General features: G+C 47.5%; 16 protein-coding genes and 1 pseudogene. 9 read left to right on the top strand and 8 right to left on the bottom strand.

What is annotated here, in order from left to right:
* Positions 1-390: 390 nt before the first annotated feature.
* Positions 391-819 (top strand): hypothetical protein, encoded by a 429-nt coding sequence (locus GF401_10190; GenBank protein ID MBD3345418.1) that lies wholly within the window; start codon positions 391-393, stop codon positions 817-819.
* 232 nt (positions 820-1,051) lie between these two features.
* Entirely contained in the window at positions 1,052-1,261 is a 210-nt protein-coding gene (locus tag GF401_10185) for a hypothetical protein (protein MBD3345417.1), read from the top strand.
* A 14-nt stretch (positions 1,262-1,275) separates the two neighbouring features.
* On the opposite strand, the gene yidD is transcribed toward GF401_10185, so the two are convergent.
* Genes yidD through GF401_10165 form a run of 4 tightly spaced genes read right to left on the bottom strand, consistent with a single transcriptional unit; the run spans position 1,276 to position 4,553 of the window.
* On the bottom strand, positions 1,276-2,517 hold the full coding sequence (yidD, locus tag GF401_10180; GenBank protein ID MBD3345416.1) for a membrane protein insertion efficiency factor YidD: 1,242 nt from the start codon (positions 2,515-2,517) through the stop codon (positions 1,276-1,278).
* Positions 2,514-3,341 (bottom strand): hypothetical protein, encoded by an 828-nt coding sequence (locus tag GF401_10175; protein ID MBD3345415.1) that lies wholly within the window; start codon positions 3,339-3,341, stop codon positions 2,514-2,516. The genes yidD and GF401_10175 overlap by 4 nt, the downstream gene beginning before the upstream one ends.
* Before the next feature lie 26 nt (positions 3,342-3,367).
* Positions 3,368-3,751 carry a hypothetical protein gene (locus GF401_10170; protein MBD3345414.1) on the bottom strand — a complete coding sequence of 128 codons (384 nt, stop codon included), beginning with the start codon at positions 3,749-3,751 and terminating at the stop codon, positions 3,368-3,370.
* A gap of 34 nt (positions 3,752-3,785) precedes the next feature.
* Positions 3,786-4,553: a hypothetical protein gene (locus GF401_10165; protein ID MBD3345413.1), complete on the bottom strand. Its 768-nt coding sequence runs from the start codon at positions 4,551-4,553 to the stop codon at positions 3,786-3,788.
* Between the two features lie 301 nt (positions 4,554-4,854).
* On the opposite strand from GF401_10165, the gene GF401_10160 reads away from it, so the two are divergent.
* The 6 genes from GF401_10160 (at position 4,855) to GF401_10135 (ending at position 11,101) form a co-directional block, all read left to right on the top strand.
* Positions 4,855-5,586: a tetratricopeptide repeat protein gene (locus GF401_10160; GenBank protein MBD3345412.1), complete on the top strand. Its 732-nt coding sequence runs from the start codon at positions 4,855-4,857 to the stop codon at positions 5,584-5,586.
* The gene (locus GF401_10155) at positions 5,586-6,944 is read left to right on the top strand and encodes a protein kinase (protein MBD3345411.1); all 1,359 of its coding nucleotides are present in this window, start codon (positions 5,586-5,588) and stop codon (positions 6,942-6,944) included. Before GF401_10160 ends, GF401_10155 begins: the two co-directional genes overlap by 1 nt.
* The gene (locus tag GF401_10150; protein MBD3345410.1) at positions 6,937-8,415 is read left to right on the top strand and encodes an AAA domain-containing protein; all 1,479 of its coding nucleotides are present in this window, start codon (positions 6,937-6,939) and stop codon (positions 8,413-8,415) included. The genes GF401_10155 and GF401_10150 overlap by 8 nt, the downstream gene beginning before the upstream one ends.
* Before the next feature lie 301 nt (positions 8,416-8,716).
* On the top strand, positions 8,717-9,415 hold the full coding sequence (locus tag GF401_10145) for a hypothetical protein (GenBank protein MBD3345409.1): 699 nt from the start codon (positions 8,717-8,719) through the stop codon (positions 9,413-9,415).
* Positions 9,409-10,671 carry a hypothetical protein gene (locus tag GF401_10140; protein ID MBD3345408.1) on the top strand — a complete coding sequence of 421 codons (1,263 nt, stop codon included), beginning with the start codon at positions 9,409-9,411 and terminating at the stop codon, positions 10,669-10,671. The genes GF401_10145 and GF401_10140 overlap by 7 nt, the downstream gene beginning before the upstream one ends.
* 166 nt (positions 10,672-10,837) lie before the next feature.
* On the top strand, positions 10,838-11,101 hold the full coding sequence (locus GF401_10135; protein ID MBD3345407.1) for a hypothetical protein: 264 nt from the start codon (positions 10,838-10,840) through the stop codon (positions 11,099-11,101).
* Positions 11,102-11,123: 22 nt separating this feature from the next.
* Here GF401_10135 and GF401_10130 read toward each other — a convergent pair.
* The 4 genes and pseudogenes from GF401_10130 to GF401_10115 form a co-directional block, all read right to left on the bottom strand.
* Positions 11,124-11,231 (bottom strand): annotated as a pseudogene (locus tag GF401_10130) (SDR family oxidoreductase).
* Positions 11,232-11,290: 59 nt separating this feature from the next.
* Positions 11,291-12,454, bottom strand: coding sequence for a hypothetical protein (locus tag GF401_10125; protein MBD3345406.1), 1,164 nt, complete (start codon positions 12,452-12,454; stop codon positions 11,291-11,293).
* A 1-nt stretch (position 12,455) separates the two neighbouring features.
* On the bottom strand, positions 12,456-13,349 hold the full coding sequence (gene menA / locus GF401_10120) for a 1,4-dihydroxy-2-naphthoate octaprenyltransferase (protein MBD3345405.1): 894 nt from the start codon (positions 13,347-13,349) through the stop codon (positions 12,456-12,458).
* A gap of 72 nt (positions 13,350-13,421) precedes the next feature.
* Complete coding sequence (locus tag GF401_10115) at positions 13,422-13,787, bottom strand: DoxX family membrane protein (GenBank protein MBD3345404.1); 366 nt, start codon at positions 13,785-13,787, stop codon at positions 13,422-13,424.
* 608 nt (positions 13,788-14,395) lie between these two features.
* Here GF401_10115 and GF401_10110 point away from each other — a divergent pair.
* Complete coding sequence (locus GF401_10110; GenBank protein MBD3345403.1) at positions 14,396-14,887, top strand: L,D-transpeptidase family protein; 492 nt, start codon at positions 14,396-14,398, stop codon at positions 14,885-14,887.
* Positions 14,888-15,015: the final 128 nt, after the last annotated feature.

Genomic DNA, 15,015 nt, shown 5'->3' with positions numbered 1-15,015 from the left:
ACCTGTTTTTTTAATTTATCATCAAGAATAAAAGTGTGCATTGCAAGAAAAGTGCATTAATTAAACAGATTTAAAAATATCATAACACAGACCGCAAAAAAGAATGTTTAAATAAATATCGAGGTTTGTATTGTCACTTATTGGCTTTTCTAGTATATTGAAAAATCGGATTGGATTGCGCAGGTAATGGTTGGTTAAGTACCGCAACGTTTGTATAGTAATGAAAAAACTTTATCTTCCTACGCCCACTATCATTCATTCTCTCTACTCGCTTATTAATAGAAAAATCAGCCCGAAGTCCGCGTGTTTTGACAAATACATTAAATTAATCACTCCGAAATACTCGGAGATATAAACATGTAACACTATATAATCTGACAGGAGGATGTCATGAGTATTTTTACTTGTGCGGTATGCGGTCATGTTGAATTTGATTCTTCACCGGAATCGTGCCCGGTGTGCGCTGCGGCTAAATTCGAACAGAACGATAAACTGTTTGAAGAATCGATGGAGCAGAGTAAGGAAGGTGCGGCAAAGCATATTCCCGGTATAACAGTGAATAAAGACTGTAAACTCGTTCCGGGCGCAGGATGTATCGATGTTCTGGTTATGGTTGGTGAAGTTGTTCATCCTATGGAAGAAGCGCATCATATCATGTACGTTGACTGCTATGTTGACAACAAATACGTGTCCCGCCAGATGCTGACTCCGGGTGTCTATCCCGGCTCGCTTTTTCATATTAAACAAGCAGGTTCAAAAGTCAAAATAGTCGAGCGATGCAATAAGCATGGCTTCTGGATGGCTGAAGCCGATATTTGATGCAAAGACTGGAGTGGTGGAGTACTGGAGTCACGGATTGAGCGATGTCGATTCGTAGCGGGGTGAAGATTTTTGCCTGCGCGCTCCTTACTCCACACTATTCATCGATTGGGGACGCGAGTGGGGGACCGCGAGTGGGGGACGGACTAACTTTTGTACTTTAAGAGTTCAGGGGCGATATCCAGAAATGAAAAATGCCGAAAAATAGAGTTGCCGTAAACATAATCCGGGAATGAATATGAGCAGCTCAAATGATCGTTCCTTCATCGCAACATTCAGATTTTATGAAGAGCTGAATGATTTTCTTCCGGAGGAGAAACGCAAGCGACGTATTTATTATGTTTTCACAGGCAAGCCTTCGGTGAAAGATGCAATTGAAGCACAGGGGGTACCGCATACCGAGGTCGATCTTATCGTGGTTAACGGCGAATCGGTGGGATAATTATTTCCGGGTTTTCATGGCCCGATCTGAATATCGAATAGTATCCTGCGCACAAGAGATTCCTTTTCGCGTCGGTTATGACGATCTGCAGACTTAATCGAACCCCGAATATTCCCAAGATACCATCCCAATCCGAGCACGGCAATGGTGGCTCCAAGTGGATAATGATGGCCCCGGATCATTTCTACAGCAGACCAGCCAAACAAGCCGTTAATAATGAACGCGGCTATTCCCGCCGACAGCCTTCCGGCATACATATAGCCTGTCCCCGGGATAATTGATGAAAGAATTCCGGCACGATATCGGTTTTTTAATTTTAGATCCTGAAGCCGAATTGATAAATCGGCTAAAGAATCCTGCAAAAATGCGTAGTCTGATGTCGGCAGGATCGAGTCGGCGCTCAATTTGGCGTCTTTCCATAAGAAGAGCTGCAACCGGGCGATCGATCGCAGGAAATACAGCTCGTTTTGAAGGGAGTCCTGCTGAAAAGGACTTGTTGACCCAAGCAATCTCAATGCCTTGAGGCTGTTGTGATGGAAGAGATGCTTTCGAGCTATAAGCAGGTGTAAATTGTTGTCCGATGTTCCGGTTTCATTGATAAACAATAGTAAAAAGCTGCAATGTTTTATGAAATCCATTTCATTAAAGGCATAGAAAGCGCTGTGGCGGACGCGGTGGAGCAGTTTTTTCTTTTGTTGCACATTTGTGCAGTGAAAGGACGCCTTCAGGTACATTGCGTATGCGAGGAAATATTGGCCTGTTTCGTAAAGATATTCGGCATAGTCGGCGCTGCACGTTTCGGCAGCAGTATCTCTTCGCTCATTATCGGTGCTTTCATCAGAATACGTTTTTTTGTATCTTTGCTCCTGATTTTCATTCACCAAATTTGTTTCTGCTCGATCGGGCGGATCAAAATTCAGGGTTTTTCCGTTAACTGCAACTTTGGGATATGTCTCAAGGTCATGGCCGCATTCGATAAGTCGCCGGCAGGTTGCAATAAAGGCAGGAACCGGTGTGTTTCGCTCGAATTGCATTTTGGCATATTGCGAGCATGAGGGATACATGGGACAGGTGTTGCCCCCCTTTGCCGGGGATATCCACTTCTGGTAAAAATCGAGCACTTCATTGGAGCCGGTTCCATATGACTCGGTGGTTTCTGCTCCCGATGACTTGGCCCGATCATGGGAAAACACGGCGGAATTATTACATAGAAAAACAGACATTAAGAATGCAAGTCCCGGGAACCATGTGTTCATTTCGAATCGAGCCTTCCGGATTCAGCCGCAAAAAGCTTCCTGTTGTTTTTCAGCAGTTCGGCAATCACCTTCGATAACCGTTCAGCGACATCCCGGGCTGATGATTTGATGGTTAAGCTCTGGGGTTGGATAAACAGGCAATAGCTGGTAGATTTATCCCAGGCGCCGGAGCAGTAGAGAAGCCGGCCATTGCGACAATCCCATACCTGAAATTGTATGTCGGATGTATAGGAGGTCTGAGTATAAAAGCCGCCACCACTCACCATCCCATTAGGACCGTACATTGGAGGCGTATAGGATGTTTTCTTTTCGCCGGTCAATGACGGATTCATAAACATGAGAGCATAATCTGCACCCAGAGAATCTTGGAAATGTTTCAGGATTGTTCCCATCCCATTACTTTTCGGTGTATCCCATCGCTTGATCACACCTCTTTGAGTTCGAGATACCAAATGCGACAAAGTCTTGCTTTCGGCCAGGGAATAAATGCGGTCGAGTGAATATCCGGTTGATCTCAACAGGTTATCACCCTTTTCAAGAAAGACCCACTGTTGTTCCGGATACGTATGCGCGAGCTTGTTTCTGATTGTCGAATTCCATTCCTGTTCATAACGCCCGGCCTGGCTTATATCGGAAGGAAACAGGCATGATGACGGTGCGTTATAATAGAGCCCGGTTACCGGAAAAACAACAAAAGTGCTTGCAGTGATAGGCCCATGAACCGATTTACTGATTATTTCGGTATATTTATAGCCGCAATGGGTACACAGGAGCATAATCATAATTGTCCAGCATTTAAATAAACCGTGGTAACCTGCTTTCATTTTAATAACTCCTTTTTTGCAATAGCTCAAGTAATAATAAAACCGAAATTGAGTGTAGTCGAATGGCTTACGGCTGCATTGTTGTTCGGAACTTCCTTTTGTCCACTGTCTTTCAAGCGCATCTGAACATATCGGATTTCAATCTCGCCAAAGCTGTTTTGATAGCCGGCAAACCACCCGAGTGCTGCTGATATTGCCGGAACAGCACTTGTTTCTTTACTTTCTGTGGGGATTTTTTCGGACTTGTAATCAAAGGTCATTGTTCCGGTTATTTTCTCGTATATTCCGGCAACGCCTCCTCCGAACATGCAGTAAAATGAGCCGTCAGCTCCTCCCGGTCGAATGCAGAATTCAAGAATAAGAGGACTCAGGAGAAGAAGAATAAGAAGTAAAGGCTTTCGAGAGAGCATTGCAGTCTGATTGCGGTATTTTAAACACAATGTATCAAAAACTCATATCCATCGCCATTCCAAATCCTTTACCGGGTGCAATGACCGGTTTGAAACCGATTTTGATTTTTCCCGAATGAACCTTTCCCTCAGCTTTTTTGCTGTATATAAGTGGCTTAATTGCGGCTTTTGCCCATTGTATTTCTCCGGCGATACCGAGACCGGTCGATAACAGAGTGAAAAACATTCCCATTGAAGGGGCTTCATAGGCCATGAAACCACCAATGAAACTGATTAAAAAAGATGCTCCGTTGAACACCCAACCTGCTCTGTAATGTTGCCATCCACGCGGAGCTGATGAATAGCCGACGTGAATATAAGAATCCAGGGAATTATGAACGATTGTTTCTCCAATGCACGAAGGTATAGGTCCTGTCATCGTTAAAAGGCCGCCAATTATTGCCAAAGAAAAGCCGCCGGCCGGAAACGAGCCGCTCGTTGATGCCTCGCTAATTATTACCGGAATAGAAAGTACCTGCAAAAAAAGACCACTGAAATGGATGACCGTTCCTGTGGCGGCCAAGGAAATACCTCTCTGAATGTCCCGATTCACTTGTTCCATTGCGGCATTCTTTACCGGATAAACCTTTTGATTACCTGCACTCGCCTTACTATCGGCAATTTCGCGGGAATCATCAATGAAAATTTCTTCTTCGGAAGCATAAATTCTGTCGAAATTCAACGTGTAACTATCTGGATTCAAGCCGGCAAATATTGGTTCCACGAGGAAAAACAACGGGAAAAGACAGTATATAAATTTCATAACTTTTCCTTGATTTTAGTTGTAAAGGTTCTAATATATCAATTGCTCAAGAGGAAATGCAATAAATTTTTAAATACCAAATAAACATTTGGGGGCAGCAAGATTATCGAAGCGCGGGCGAAAATTAAAGCCATAAAATTTGAAAAATCATAATAATTGTATATTTGTTATTCGCCTTAAGGTTCAAAAGTTAGTCCGTCCCGGATTTCTGCGCCCAGGATTTCTTGGTATACCCCTGCTTTCTTAACTATTTTTTGTACGGTGACGGTGAGGAAGTAGTATCGATATAAGGACTCGTTTGTTGCGCGTATCCATAATCACTAAAGCTCGTTCATGCTTTCTGGTACTCAGAAGATGCCACTGGGCAGTGCTCGTTCCGGTCTGCATGGCGTTGCTCGTTTCAATCCGCTGCACGAATCATCGCCTCGAATATGCCCACGAACTCCTTGAAGCGGGCAATTTCCTTTCGGCGCGAAAGATCTATTCGAAAATTGTGGAAAAGGATCCCGAGAATTTTGAGGCCCATTACGGCATGGGTATGAGCCTGTGCGCCGAGGCTATGTATAAAATGAATCTCGATATCGGGTGTATCGAAGACTGGTATCCCGCCATTTATCATATGAATATCGCCTCGAATCTTCAACCGAACACGCGCGAGGTCAGTCGTACTCTGGCGATCCTTCACTACAACCTCGGTACCTGTCACCACAAAGAGGGAAATGCCGATGCTGCAATTGAGCGTCTTGAAAGTGCCGTAGTATACGATTCGACGCTGGTGAAAGCCTATAATTTACTCGGTGCGCTCTATCATACCCGCGAGAATTTTCGGAAAGCCGAACAATGCTATCTGAAAGTACTCGATGTGCAGCCCGAATATGCGATGGCCCATTTCAATCTTGGTGCAGTAGCCTGGGCATCGGGCGATTACAATGCTGCGGTATCCTATTTTCAAAAAGCCTCCGAACTGTCACCGGGCAACACCTATTTTAAGCAGTGGCTGCATAAAGCACAACAGCAATCCAGGCAAGGATAATGGCATTTTCACTGAAAGATTACGAGATAATCGATGAAATCGGACGGGGCGGTTTCGGTTCGGTGCTGCGGGCGCGGCAGAAATCTCTTGGACGCATCGTGGCGATCAAATGCCTGATTCCCCAGCGTGCCCAGAACAAGCATGATATTATCCGGTTCCGTCGTGAAGCCGAGGCTATGGCCACGCTCTCCAACGATACTATCATCTCTGTGTTCGATTACGCCTATTTCGGCGGTAATTATTATATCGTCATGGAATATATCGAAGGCATTTCCTTTGATATTGCCCTCGAGCGGGGGCTTCGCCCTATGGAGTGCATGGCAGTCCTTGAAAGAGTTGCAGCAGCACTGAGAAGCGCGCATACCGAAAATGTTATTCATCATGATATCAAACCCGCCAATATCCTTCTGGGTAAACAGGGACAGGTCAAACTGGCGGATTTCGGTCTTGCCACTTTTCAGCAGGAAATGACCCAGCATTCATCGATGGTTGCCGTCATAGGCACCCTCTCGTACATGGCGCCCGAAGCCATGGTCAATCCCGCCGATGTCGACAGCAGAGTGGATATCTATTCTTTAGGATGCATTCTCTACGAAATCCTTGCTGGCAAGGTCCCTTTTCCGGGTGATTCGCTGGGGCAGGTTTCGTATAAAGTGCTCAATGAGGACCCCCCTGCTTTGGCAACAGGAGACTGTCCCGAAACACTCGAAAAACTCACCATGGAGTGCCTGAGCAAAGATCGAGACAAGCGCCCATCCATAGAACAAGTCCATTCGGTGCTGGCCGAATATGTCGGAAGTCATCACCGTCATGCCCAGGAAAACCTCGCCTCCTTTGTAAAAGGGAAAGAAATAATAACCGGAACATCACCTGCAGTCCCGCTTCAATCCCGCTCCTTTACCTTAACGCCCCGGAGTATTGCATTCCTGTGGGTGTGTGTCGCTCTGCTTGGGTTGTCAAGCCTTGCGCTTATCGTTTACTCGGCAATCCGTCACAACCGCGGGGCCCGTCATCTTCCAACACTCGGGGCTTTTCAGGATACGCTTAAGCCGGAAGTAAGTTTTCCGCAGGGAAACACCATGGACTCCGAGCCATCACCACTCACCACCACGAGCCCGGGAACCGATGTCGGCACCCTGATGATCAAAGGGATGAAAAAGAGTGATACACTGGTAATTAACGGCAAAGTGGCGCGGTCATTTTCACGAGAGGGATTCATCGGCGTACCGCTGGCCCCCGGACCGAACAAGGTTGAAATCCGGACACGCAAGGACAGGATATTCAGCAAGCAGATTGAAGTGATGCCGCTGCAGGTTACCTCCTGGGATCTCAAGGAAGAAAGGCGCAATCATGAGTGAAAAGACCGATAGTTATGGCATGCTCGAAGCCGCTCTCCGGATGACCGCTGCTATGGCTGAAGAACAGAATGTCGTGATCCTGTTGCGCCGCGGGCTGGAACTCTGTAAACAGGTGCTCGATTGCGATCGTGCCTTTCTTATCGGTGAAGCCAAGGACGGCGCCGGTGAAATTATCCATAAAGATAAGGAAAGTGATACCAATGCCCCTTTCAGCAGTACCGCTCTCAAGCTGGTCAAGGAAAAGCAGGAGCCGCTTCTTATCTCCGATACGATCAGCGATGAGACATTGAGAGTTCAGGAATCGATCAGCAGTCATGAAATCAGAACCGTTTTGTGCAGCAGACTCGATGCTCTTCATGGGGCATACCCCGGCAAAGAATTCTATCTCTATCTCGACAGCAGAACCGATCGACATCCCTTTTCTCAGCGGGATCTTGAGATTTTCCGACTACTCACCACCCTTATGGCCAATCTGGTGAAAAACTCGGATCTTCTTGCCCAACATGAAGCCACCATTGAGGAACTGAAGAGCAGGGTTGAAGAAAAGCGGTTTGAGGACCTGATTTTCTCGAGCCCCCGATTCGAAAAAACAATTTCCCTTGTCAAACAGGCCGCTCCCACCGATGTTCCCATTCTTTTGATAGGCGAAACCGGGACCGGCAAGGAGATTCTTGCACGAAGCGCGCACAAGCTGAGTAAAAGAAATGACAAACCGTTCCTTGCGGTCAATTGCGGTGCCATCCCTCCCAATCTTATCGAAAGCCAGCTTTTTGGTCACGAAAAAGGTGCATTTACCGGCGCTGTTGCAGCGAAAAAGGGGCATTTCGAAGAGGCGAACGGGGGTACGTTATTTCTCGATGAAGTGGGTGAATTGCCAACCCAGGTGCAGCCTCAGTTTTTGCGGGCGTTACAGGAAGGCGAAATTATGCGGGTGGGTTCCTCCAAAACGATCAAAGTCGATGTCCGTATTATTTCCGCTACCAATGTGGACCTGGAAAAGGCTGTTGATGAAGGCAGGTTTCGGAAGGATCTGTTTTTCAGACTCAATGTCATGCCGATAACCGTCCCGCCCATGCGGGAGCGTGGTGAAGATGCCCTTCTGCTGGCGCATTTTTTTCTGAAACAGTATTGCGAATCTCTGGGAAGCCCCGGGTGTAAGTTTTCCCGTGAGGCCGAAAAGGCGATTCTGGTCTATGAATGGCCGGGCAATGTTCGGGAAATCCAGAACCGGATTCAGCGTGCAGTTATAACCGCGGGCGGCTCTACAATATCCAGAGAAGATCTCGGGTTGGAAACCGATGAAGGTCCCCGCTACACCAGCCTCAAGGATGCCCGTGAATCCGTTGACCGGGAAATGATCGCCCAGGCGGTGCAGCGTGCTCCCGGTAATCTCACCAATGCCGCCAAAATTCTGGATATCGACCGGAAAAGCTTGCGACTTCTGCTGGAGAAGTATGGGATGAAGTGTTAAGGGCGCAGGGCGAAGGTTGATGGCCCCAGTCCGGAATATTTTCGACCGGGATAATTGTCTCATCTGGTTCTACTCTTCTCTAACTAATTGAATTTATTAATGATACATTGTTTCCTCTCCTGTTTTCCTTCCTTTGCCGGGAAAAGTTTCCCGATAATTTGACTCCTCTTAGTGATGTTATTGTGCTGTTTTTTGTTTAAAATCAAATACTTATAGCTATGGCACGGCATTTGTTCTATTGAGGGGTGCAGTTGATTGGCTGTGAGGAAAAGTATCACCAAACATTCAAAAGGAGGTTCCGATGCGGAAATTTATGATTTTAGCGGCGGGATTGCTCATACCGCTCAGTGGGTTTGCCGATCATTTTTCCTTTGAGATCTCGATCAATACTCCGATAAGAGAGTGGCGTGATGATTATCATGACTGCGATCTGGTTGAGGTTAAGGAGGTCACAAAGGTCCATGTGTTCTCCTGCGGAAGACGGGTGCGGAAACACCGTGTTGTTTATTATAACGGGGATCTTGAGTGCTATGTGTATGGACCCTGGTATTTTGGTGTAGAGTTGCATAGTGGATGTTCCTGCGGACGCCGTCACAGGATCTGCCGTATTCAAGGACCGCGACGGCATATATACCATCCGCGCCGGACAAAGCATATTTATATCCATAATGATGTGCACCGTGGATGCAGGGACAAGGTGATAGTTCATCGAAATCATGGACACCGGAAAAAGACCGTAATTCACCATAACAACGGCTCGCATGGAAGAAAGAGCTGTACGGTAATTCATAGTTCATCGGGCAGAAAGCATAAATCATCTTCCAAAAGCGTAGTAGTGAAAAGGCGTTCGGTCAAACCGGTATCATCCGGAACAATTCACCATGCTAATTCACGGGGTCCTGCAAGGAAAGTCACGAAAAGTTCCCGAAAGAGTAACAGAGTTGTAGAGCTTGGTTCGAATTCGGGGACCTATAAAGCCAAAAGGATCAAAAAATGGTAAAGAAAACTCTATACCTAAGCCTGTTCCTTGTCGCATTAACCGCGACAATCCTCCACGCTCAGGTGCTCGGGGATCCCGCGCGTACCGATCTAGGGGTCGGCACGCGCGCCCTGGCCCTGGGTAACAATTATACAGCCCTTGCCAACGATGCTTCCTCGCTGTTCTGGAATCCTGCCGGCATAACATTTACAAAGGGTAGTGCTTTCCAGTTTTCCTTCGGCGGCCTTCGTTCGCAGGCATTCAGTGAGTTTCATCCGGGGAATACCATTTCGATGAGTGAGAGTGACATTTCCCGGCTCCAGGTCGGCAATGTCGCCTATGTCCACAATTTTATCGGGAGAAGGAACATTGCTTTCGGGATCGCGTATCAGAACCCCTATGCTTTCGATGCTGTTTTAGGATACAGCGGCACATGGATGTCGGGCGGGAATACGGTCGAAATAGACAACTGGTATCGATCGCTCGGCCATCTGGAATTCTGGACCGCAGGTTTTGGTGTCCGTATAATCCCCGAATTTGCGGTGGGACTCGCCCTATCGCTGGTGACCGGCCACAGTGATGATCAGCTTGAGTTTCGCAGAACCGTGAACGGGGAAGTGGTCGATCCGTACAATGATAATTATATCGATGAAATCAATCGCGATTACGGTGGCTATGATGCCCGCCTCGGGTTTCGGTTCAGGCCATCCGACCATTTCGCGCTCGGCATGAGAATCGATTTTCCGTCATACATAGCTTTCAGCGAGTGGGGCTCGGAAGTGCTTCCTTCTGCACTCTCCGAATCCTATGATTTTACCATGGATGGCTACCTGACAACCTACTACAGCGGTGCTGTCGGCCTGGCCTTTACCACGCCGCATACGGTGCTTACTGCGGAAGTTAATGCCCGGGCGCCCCATCCGGAATCGATCGAAACCGAATTGCAGCGACACTGGAAAGTTGGTGCGGGCGCGGGAATCGAAATACCATTTCTGTTCGATTGCCTCACGCTCCGGGGAGGATACGCATGGAAAGAATATTCACCCTATCCATACAACGTTCACTATGACGGCTTTGTTGAAGAAGATTATGCTGAGGAAACGCATTCTTTTAATGGAGAACACATGGTCTCCGCAGGAATCGCCTACACCGTTGCGGAGAGGGTATCCCTGGATCTGGCGGTATCACACAGGGTTTATGAACTGTCAACAGCCTCGGTACTTGAAGAAAAACATGAATCACAACGAGTGCTGGGTGCGGTGAGTGTAGGATTTTAGGGGCGGGGAAAAGTTGAATGAAAGATGAAGGTTAAAAGGTGAAGGTTAGGAAAAAAAGAGGATGGTGGATCCAGAGACCACTCCTCCAATTCTTCCGAACCTTGACTTCACACCCGCTCGACTGTATCTTTATATAAGGGAAAATATTTATGGCAATGGAGATCGTATGAAAAAGGGACTACAGCTTACAATCATTATGCTCATGGCGGGAGTGCTTTTTGGGGGTGCTTCCGATGTTGAAGCGAAGAAGATCGTTACCCGTAAACAGTCTGCTGCAACGAAGAGTGAAAGCAAGGATTCGGGGTCCATAAGCCCTCAGCCGGTTGCTGATGATACACCGATTCAGCCCCGCATGCTCGACTCATCCAGAAAACCCGACAGTTCCGAGTCCAAAGTTTCTCCTAAAAAATCAAAGAAGAAAAAGAAATAGCTTCCTTCGGCCCCACCAATCACTATTCGACATAAATCATCTTCCGGGTCATACCGCCGTCAACCACAAAATTCTGTCCGGTAATAAATCCTGCTTCTTTGGAAAGAAGATAACGTGCCATGGAGGCGATCCCTTTTCCGATTCCCTGTGCTCCACCGGTTACAATTGCAACCTGATCGACAAATTCGGTCATCGTGCCTCCTTTGGTAAATCAACTGAGCGAAATATTTTTTCTGCTGCTGAAAACATCCGGTTCATCAGTATTTCTATCGTGGGAGCCATGGATGAAAACTGTTTCAGGCATGAAAGCTGTTCGAGTGCGCGACAGGTATGATCTTTCTGCATCCGGGAGATCCGGTCCGGGAGGTCAATCCTGTGAGACCATTGTCTGAGTATGGCATACTTTCTCTCATCCGCATGTTTGTTACTAAAAATCCGGCATACCCTTTCGTTGCCGCAAGCCTGTGCTTTTTCATACATATAAAGTAATGGAACCGTAATGATTCCCTGGGAAAAGTCTTTTTGCGCATTCTTTCCGTTTGTTTGCTCTGTTCCCATGATATCGATCATATCATCGATAAGCTGAAAGGCTCGCCCGAGCTCCAGTCCCGCATCATAAACATTTTTCACGTGGCGATGGGGTGCTCCGGCAAGGATCGCTCCGGCAGCCAGAGGTGCGGCAAAGGAGTAACAGCCGGTTTTCAGATCGTATATCTCATATACTCTATCGCGTGTTACGTGGGCGATTTCGCAGCAGGCTAAAGCAAGCTCTTTCAGCTGCCCCGCACCGGTAGATTGTGCGGCGCCGGTAAATTGACGCAGCGCTTTTTCCTTTCGCAGCGGAGTAAGTCGTACTGTAAGAAACGATTCTATGGCAAAAGCATACACCATATCCCCAAGCACCATGGCGATATCATCAAACCGCCCGGCCAGACCGGTATTTCGAAGATTCTCTTCTAATGCTCTACGAAGCGTGGGTTTGCCGCGGCGCAGTGCTGACCGGTCGATAATGTCATCGTGGATCAAGATAAAATCATGCATAAACTCGATCGATTGAGCCGTTATATATAAGCCCGATACAGGCCTACCGCCTGCACTGAAATAGGCAGCAAGAAATAGAAGCGGACGAAACCCTTTGCCCTTTGTTGCAAGCGCTGCAGCAAAAGCATCGCCCACCTCTTCTGGAAGCGCATGCTTTTTGCAGAGTGAGTGAAGCTGTGTTGCCATCGCCTTTCGTTTTTCATCGAGACAGTGGCGGAAATACGACAGTATCCCTTCTCCGCCCTGCAGTGAGGAATCGCTCCGGGTGGTCTCATGGTGCAAGGGAAAGGGTGATGCAAGGGGCAAACTCATTTCAGTTCACTCCAATTCCAAAGACAAAGGCGATGCCGAATGCCATATGTAAGAGCGCTATTTCCCGATCGATAGACATTAACTTTCGGGGATTTTCCGATGAGCTTTTCACAATTTTACGCACCACGGAAAAGGCCATGGGAGCTGTTGCCATAACAAGTAAACTCCACATTCCCGCCGTGCGCAGGAGCGCAAGCAGAACCGGGATCGTATAGGCGGTCATGATAAGCGCAACAAACAGCACTTTCGAGCCGCGGTATCCCAGATGGAATGCCAGTGTACGAAATCCAGAATCGGAATCGTGCTTTATATCACGCATATTATTGGCGTGCAAGATGGCGGTTACCAGGCAACCGATAGGGATGCCGATAAGAAGTGTCGAAGGGTTCCAGGAACCGGTGAGTACAAAATAGGTACCGGCTACCGGCAGCATTCCCATGAGCATAAAAACCGCAGCATCACCGAGGGCATGATATTTATAGGCGAGTGGTTTTCCCGTATAGGAATATCCCGCAACAATGCCGACGACGCCTAAAGCGGCAACGGACCATCCGCGCATAACGATGAGCGGTAGAGCGGCAATGATACTGAAAGCGAAACAGGATAGTGCCTGCAGTACGATCTGGCGGGGAGTGAGTAAACCCAAAACGAGAACGCCGCTCGATCCCGGCCATTCTGGATTATCGACACCCCGGCTGAAATCTTCGAGATCGTTGACCAGATTTGTACCGGCATGAATGGCCAGTGCGCTCAGGAGAATAAGGGGAAGAAGCCGCCAGTCGGCAGAAATTCCATCATCTGCAGATAGTGCAGCTCCGGCGGCAATGGGAACAATCATTGCCGGGAAGGAATATGCCCGAAGTGCCTGAAATCGTGGAGACCGGAAAAGTTTCATCTGATAATCCTGTTATGCCGGTACCGGCAAATATGGCTCGAAAATCTGATAATATCAGTGATAGAACAGGCATTAATGCGATTTTGTATCCCACTGCTTGAAAAGAAGAGCATCAACACTGAACTTTCCTGCTCCAATAAAAATAAGGGAAAGAAAAACAATGCCGAGTTCGATCGCATGGGATGCTGTGCCCAGGCCCTGGCCGCGGCCAAGGTGCATGGAAGCGGCAACAAACATTGTTGTAAACATAAAAGCACTCGCAATCCGGGTAAACAGGCCGGCAATAAGAAATAGACCACCGAAAAATTCTGAAATCGCAGCCATGAATCCCCATAACACAGGGGCAAAATTGATTCCCAGATTCTGCATCGCCCCACCAACCATCTCCCATTTCTCCGGCCCCCCGGTCAGCTTGGGCCATCCATGGAAAAGAAACATTATGCCAAGACCGATCCGTAAAATCAATAGTCCGTGATCCCGATATTTCTGAAGAGCATTTGGAGCCAATGAACACCTCGTTTCAAGAATTGTATGGGTGATAATAAGAAAATAAAAATATAGGTTAAAAGGGGGTGCCAGTCAAATTGAAGAGATGAAGACTCTGCGTAAATGACACTACACTTGTCTCAAGATTCGGGTGTCCAGAATCAGAAATTCCATCAAAAAGTGACCCGGGCCCAGCGAATATGGAACGCCGACTGGTGAAAAGTGGAGGAATTGTCTGCAGGGGTTTATTTTTTGGTTTCTTATCTTTCTATTGCACACTATTGTTTTAGCGTTTAACTAATGAGAGCTACCATATTTAATGCCTATGTTCTGCGTCATTGCCGGCCCCGAATCCCCGTATCGGTGTAGGGGGCAGGCTTGTTCGGGATAAACTCCAGCCGGACCACGAAGCAAAGTGGAGGAGCCTGCCATCCGGTCTTTCAGTGACGGATGGACGCCGGATTCCCGAAACAAGTTCGGGACAGGCAAGTCCGGCATGACATGCCCTGACTCGTCATTTAATTATGGAGATTTCAATATATGATGAAAGGTCACAGGATATGATCAAAGGTATCACACGGACAGGCATTCTTTTATTAACGTCGATTTCACTTATTCATGCCCTGCCGCAGGCCGATAAGGTTATGGTCAAAAAAGGCGAACGAAAGATGTTTTTGATGAAAAACAACAAAATATTCCGCAGCTATCAGATCGGTCTCGGTAAGAATCCGAGGGGACATAAGAGAAAGAAGGGTGATAACCGTACTCCGGAAGGCCGGTATCTTATCGATTGGCGAAACGCAAAAAGCAAATATTATAAGTCACTCCATATTTCCTATCCCCGCAGCGATGATATTGAAGCCGCCGACGGCCGTGGAGATGATCCCGGAGGAATGATCATGATCCATGGAATGCCGAACAAGTATCCCCGGGCTGGGAAGTATATGCGTGGAATCGATTGGACCAATGGCTGTATTGCGGTCACCAATGAAGAGATGGATGAAATCTGGAGGTGTGTGGCGGACAGTGTCGTCATCGAGATACTTCCCTGAATCCGGCTGGCTCCGGAAGGGGTGACTGGTTCCGGTTATTTTATTCCTTTCGGGCTCAGGCCACCAATCCTGCAGCGAAAACCGTTTATTCCTGTCAAGATGGCAAATTCATTTCCGGAAATGAAAAC

The organism is Chitinivibrionales bacterium (genome assembly GCA_014728215.1).
Classification (GTDB): Bacteria; Fibrobacterota; Chitinivibrionia; order Chitinivibrionales; family WJKA01; genus WJKA01.
This window is presented reverse-complemented; position numbering and strand designations above follow the sequence as displayed.

Excerpts from the sequence above, each read along its gene's own strand:
- GF401_10190 (MBD3345418.1), top strand. The coding sequence starts at position 391 with ATGAGTATTTTTACTTGTGCGGTATGCGGTCATGTTGAATTTGATTCT.
- GF401_10185 (MBD3345417.1), top strand. The coding sequence starts at position 1,052 with ATGAATATGAGCAGCTCAAATGATCGTTCCTTCATCGCAACATTCAGA.
- yidD (MBD3345416.1), bottom strand. The coding sequence starts at position 2,517 with ATGAACACATGGTTCCCGGGACTTGCATTCTTAATGTCTGTTTTTCTA.
- GF401_10175 (MBD3345415.1), bottom strand. The coding sequence starts at position 3,341 with ATGAAAGCAGGTTACCACGGTTTATTTAAATGCTGGACAATTATGATT.
- GF401_10170 (MBD3345414.1), bottom strand. The coding sequence starts at position 3,751 with ATGCTCTCTCGAAAGCCTTTACTTCTTATTCTTCTTCTCCTGAGTCCT.
- GF401_10165 (MBD3345413.1), bottom strand. The coding sequence starts at position 4,553 with ATGAAATTTATATACTGTCTTTTCCCGTTGTTTTTCCTCGTGGAACCA.
- GF401_10155 (MBD3345411.1), top strand. The coding sequence starts at position 5,586 with ATGGCATTTTCACTGAAAGATTACGAGATAATCGATGAAATCGGACGG.
- GF401_10150 (MBD3345410.1), top strand. The coding sequence starts at position 6,937 with ATGAGTGAAAAGACCGATAGTTATGGCATGCTCGAAGCCGCTCTCCGG.
- GF401_10145 (MBD3345409.1), top strand. The coding sequence starts at position 8,717 with ATGCGGAAATTTATGATTTTAGCGGCGGGATTGCTCATACCGCTCAGT.
- GF401_10140 (MBD3345408.1), top strand. The coding sequence starts at position 9,409 with ATGGTAAAGAAAACTCTATACCTAAGCCTGTTCCTTGTCGCATTAACC.
- GF401_10135 (MBD3345407.1), top strand. The coding sequence starts at position 10,838 with ATGAAAAAGGGACTACAGCTTACAATCATTATGCTCATGGCGGGAGTG.
- GF401_10125 (MBD3345406.1), bottom strand. The coding sequence starts at position 12,454 with ATGAGTTTGCCCCTTGCATCACCCTTTCCCTTGCACCATGAGACCACC.
- menA (MBD3345405.1), bottom strand. The coding sequence starts at position 13,349 with ATGAAACTTTTCCGGTCTCCACGATTTCAGGCACTTCGGGCATATTCC.
- GF401_10115 (MBD3345404.1), bottom strand. The coding sequence starts at position 13,787 with ATGTTTCTTTTCCATGGATGGCCCAAGCTGACCGGGGGGCCGGAGAAA.
- GF401_10110 (MBD3345403.1), top strand. The coding sequence starts at position 14,396 with ATGATCAAAGGTATCACACGGACAGGCATTCTTTTATTAACGTCGATT.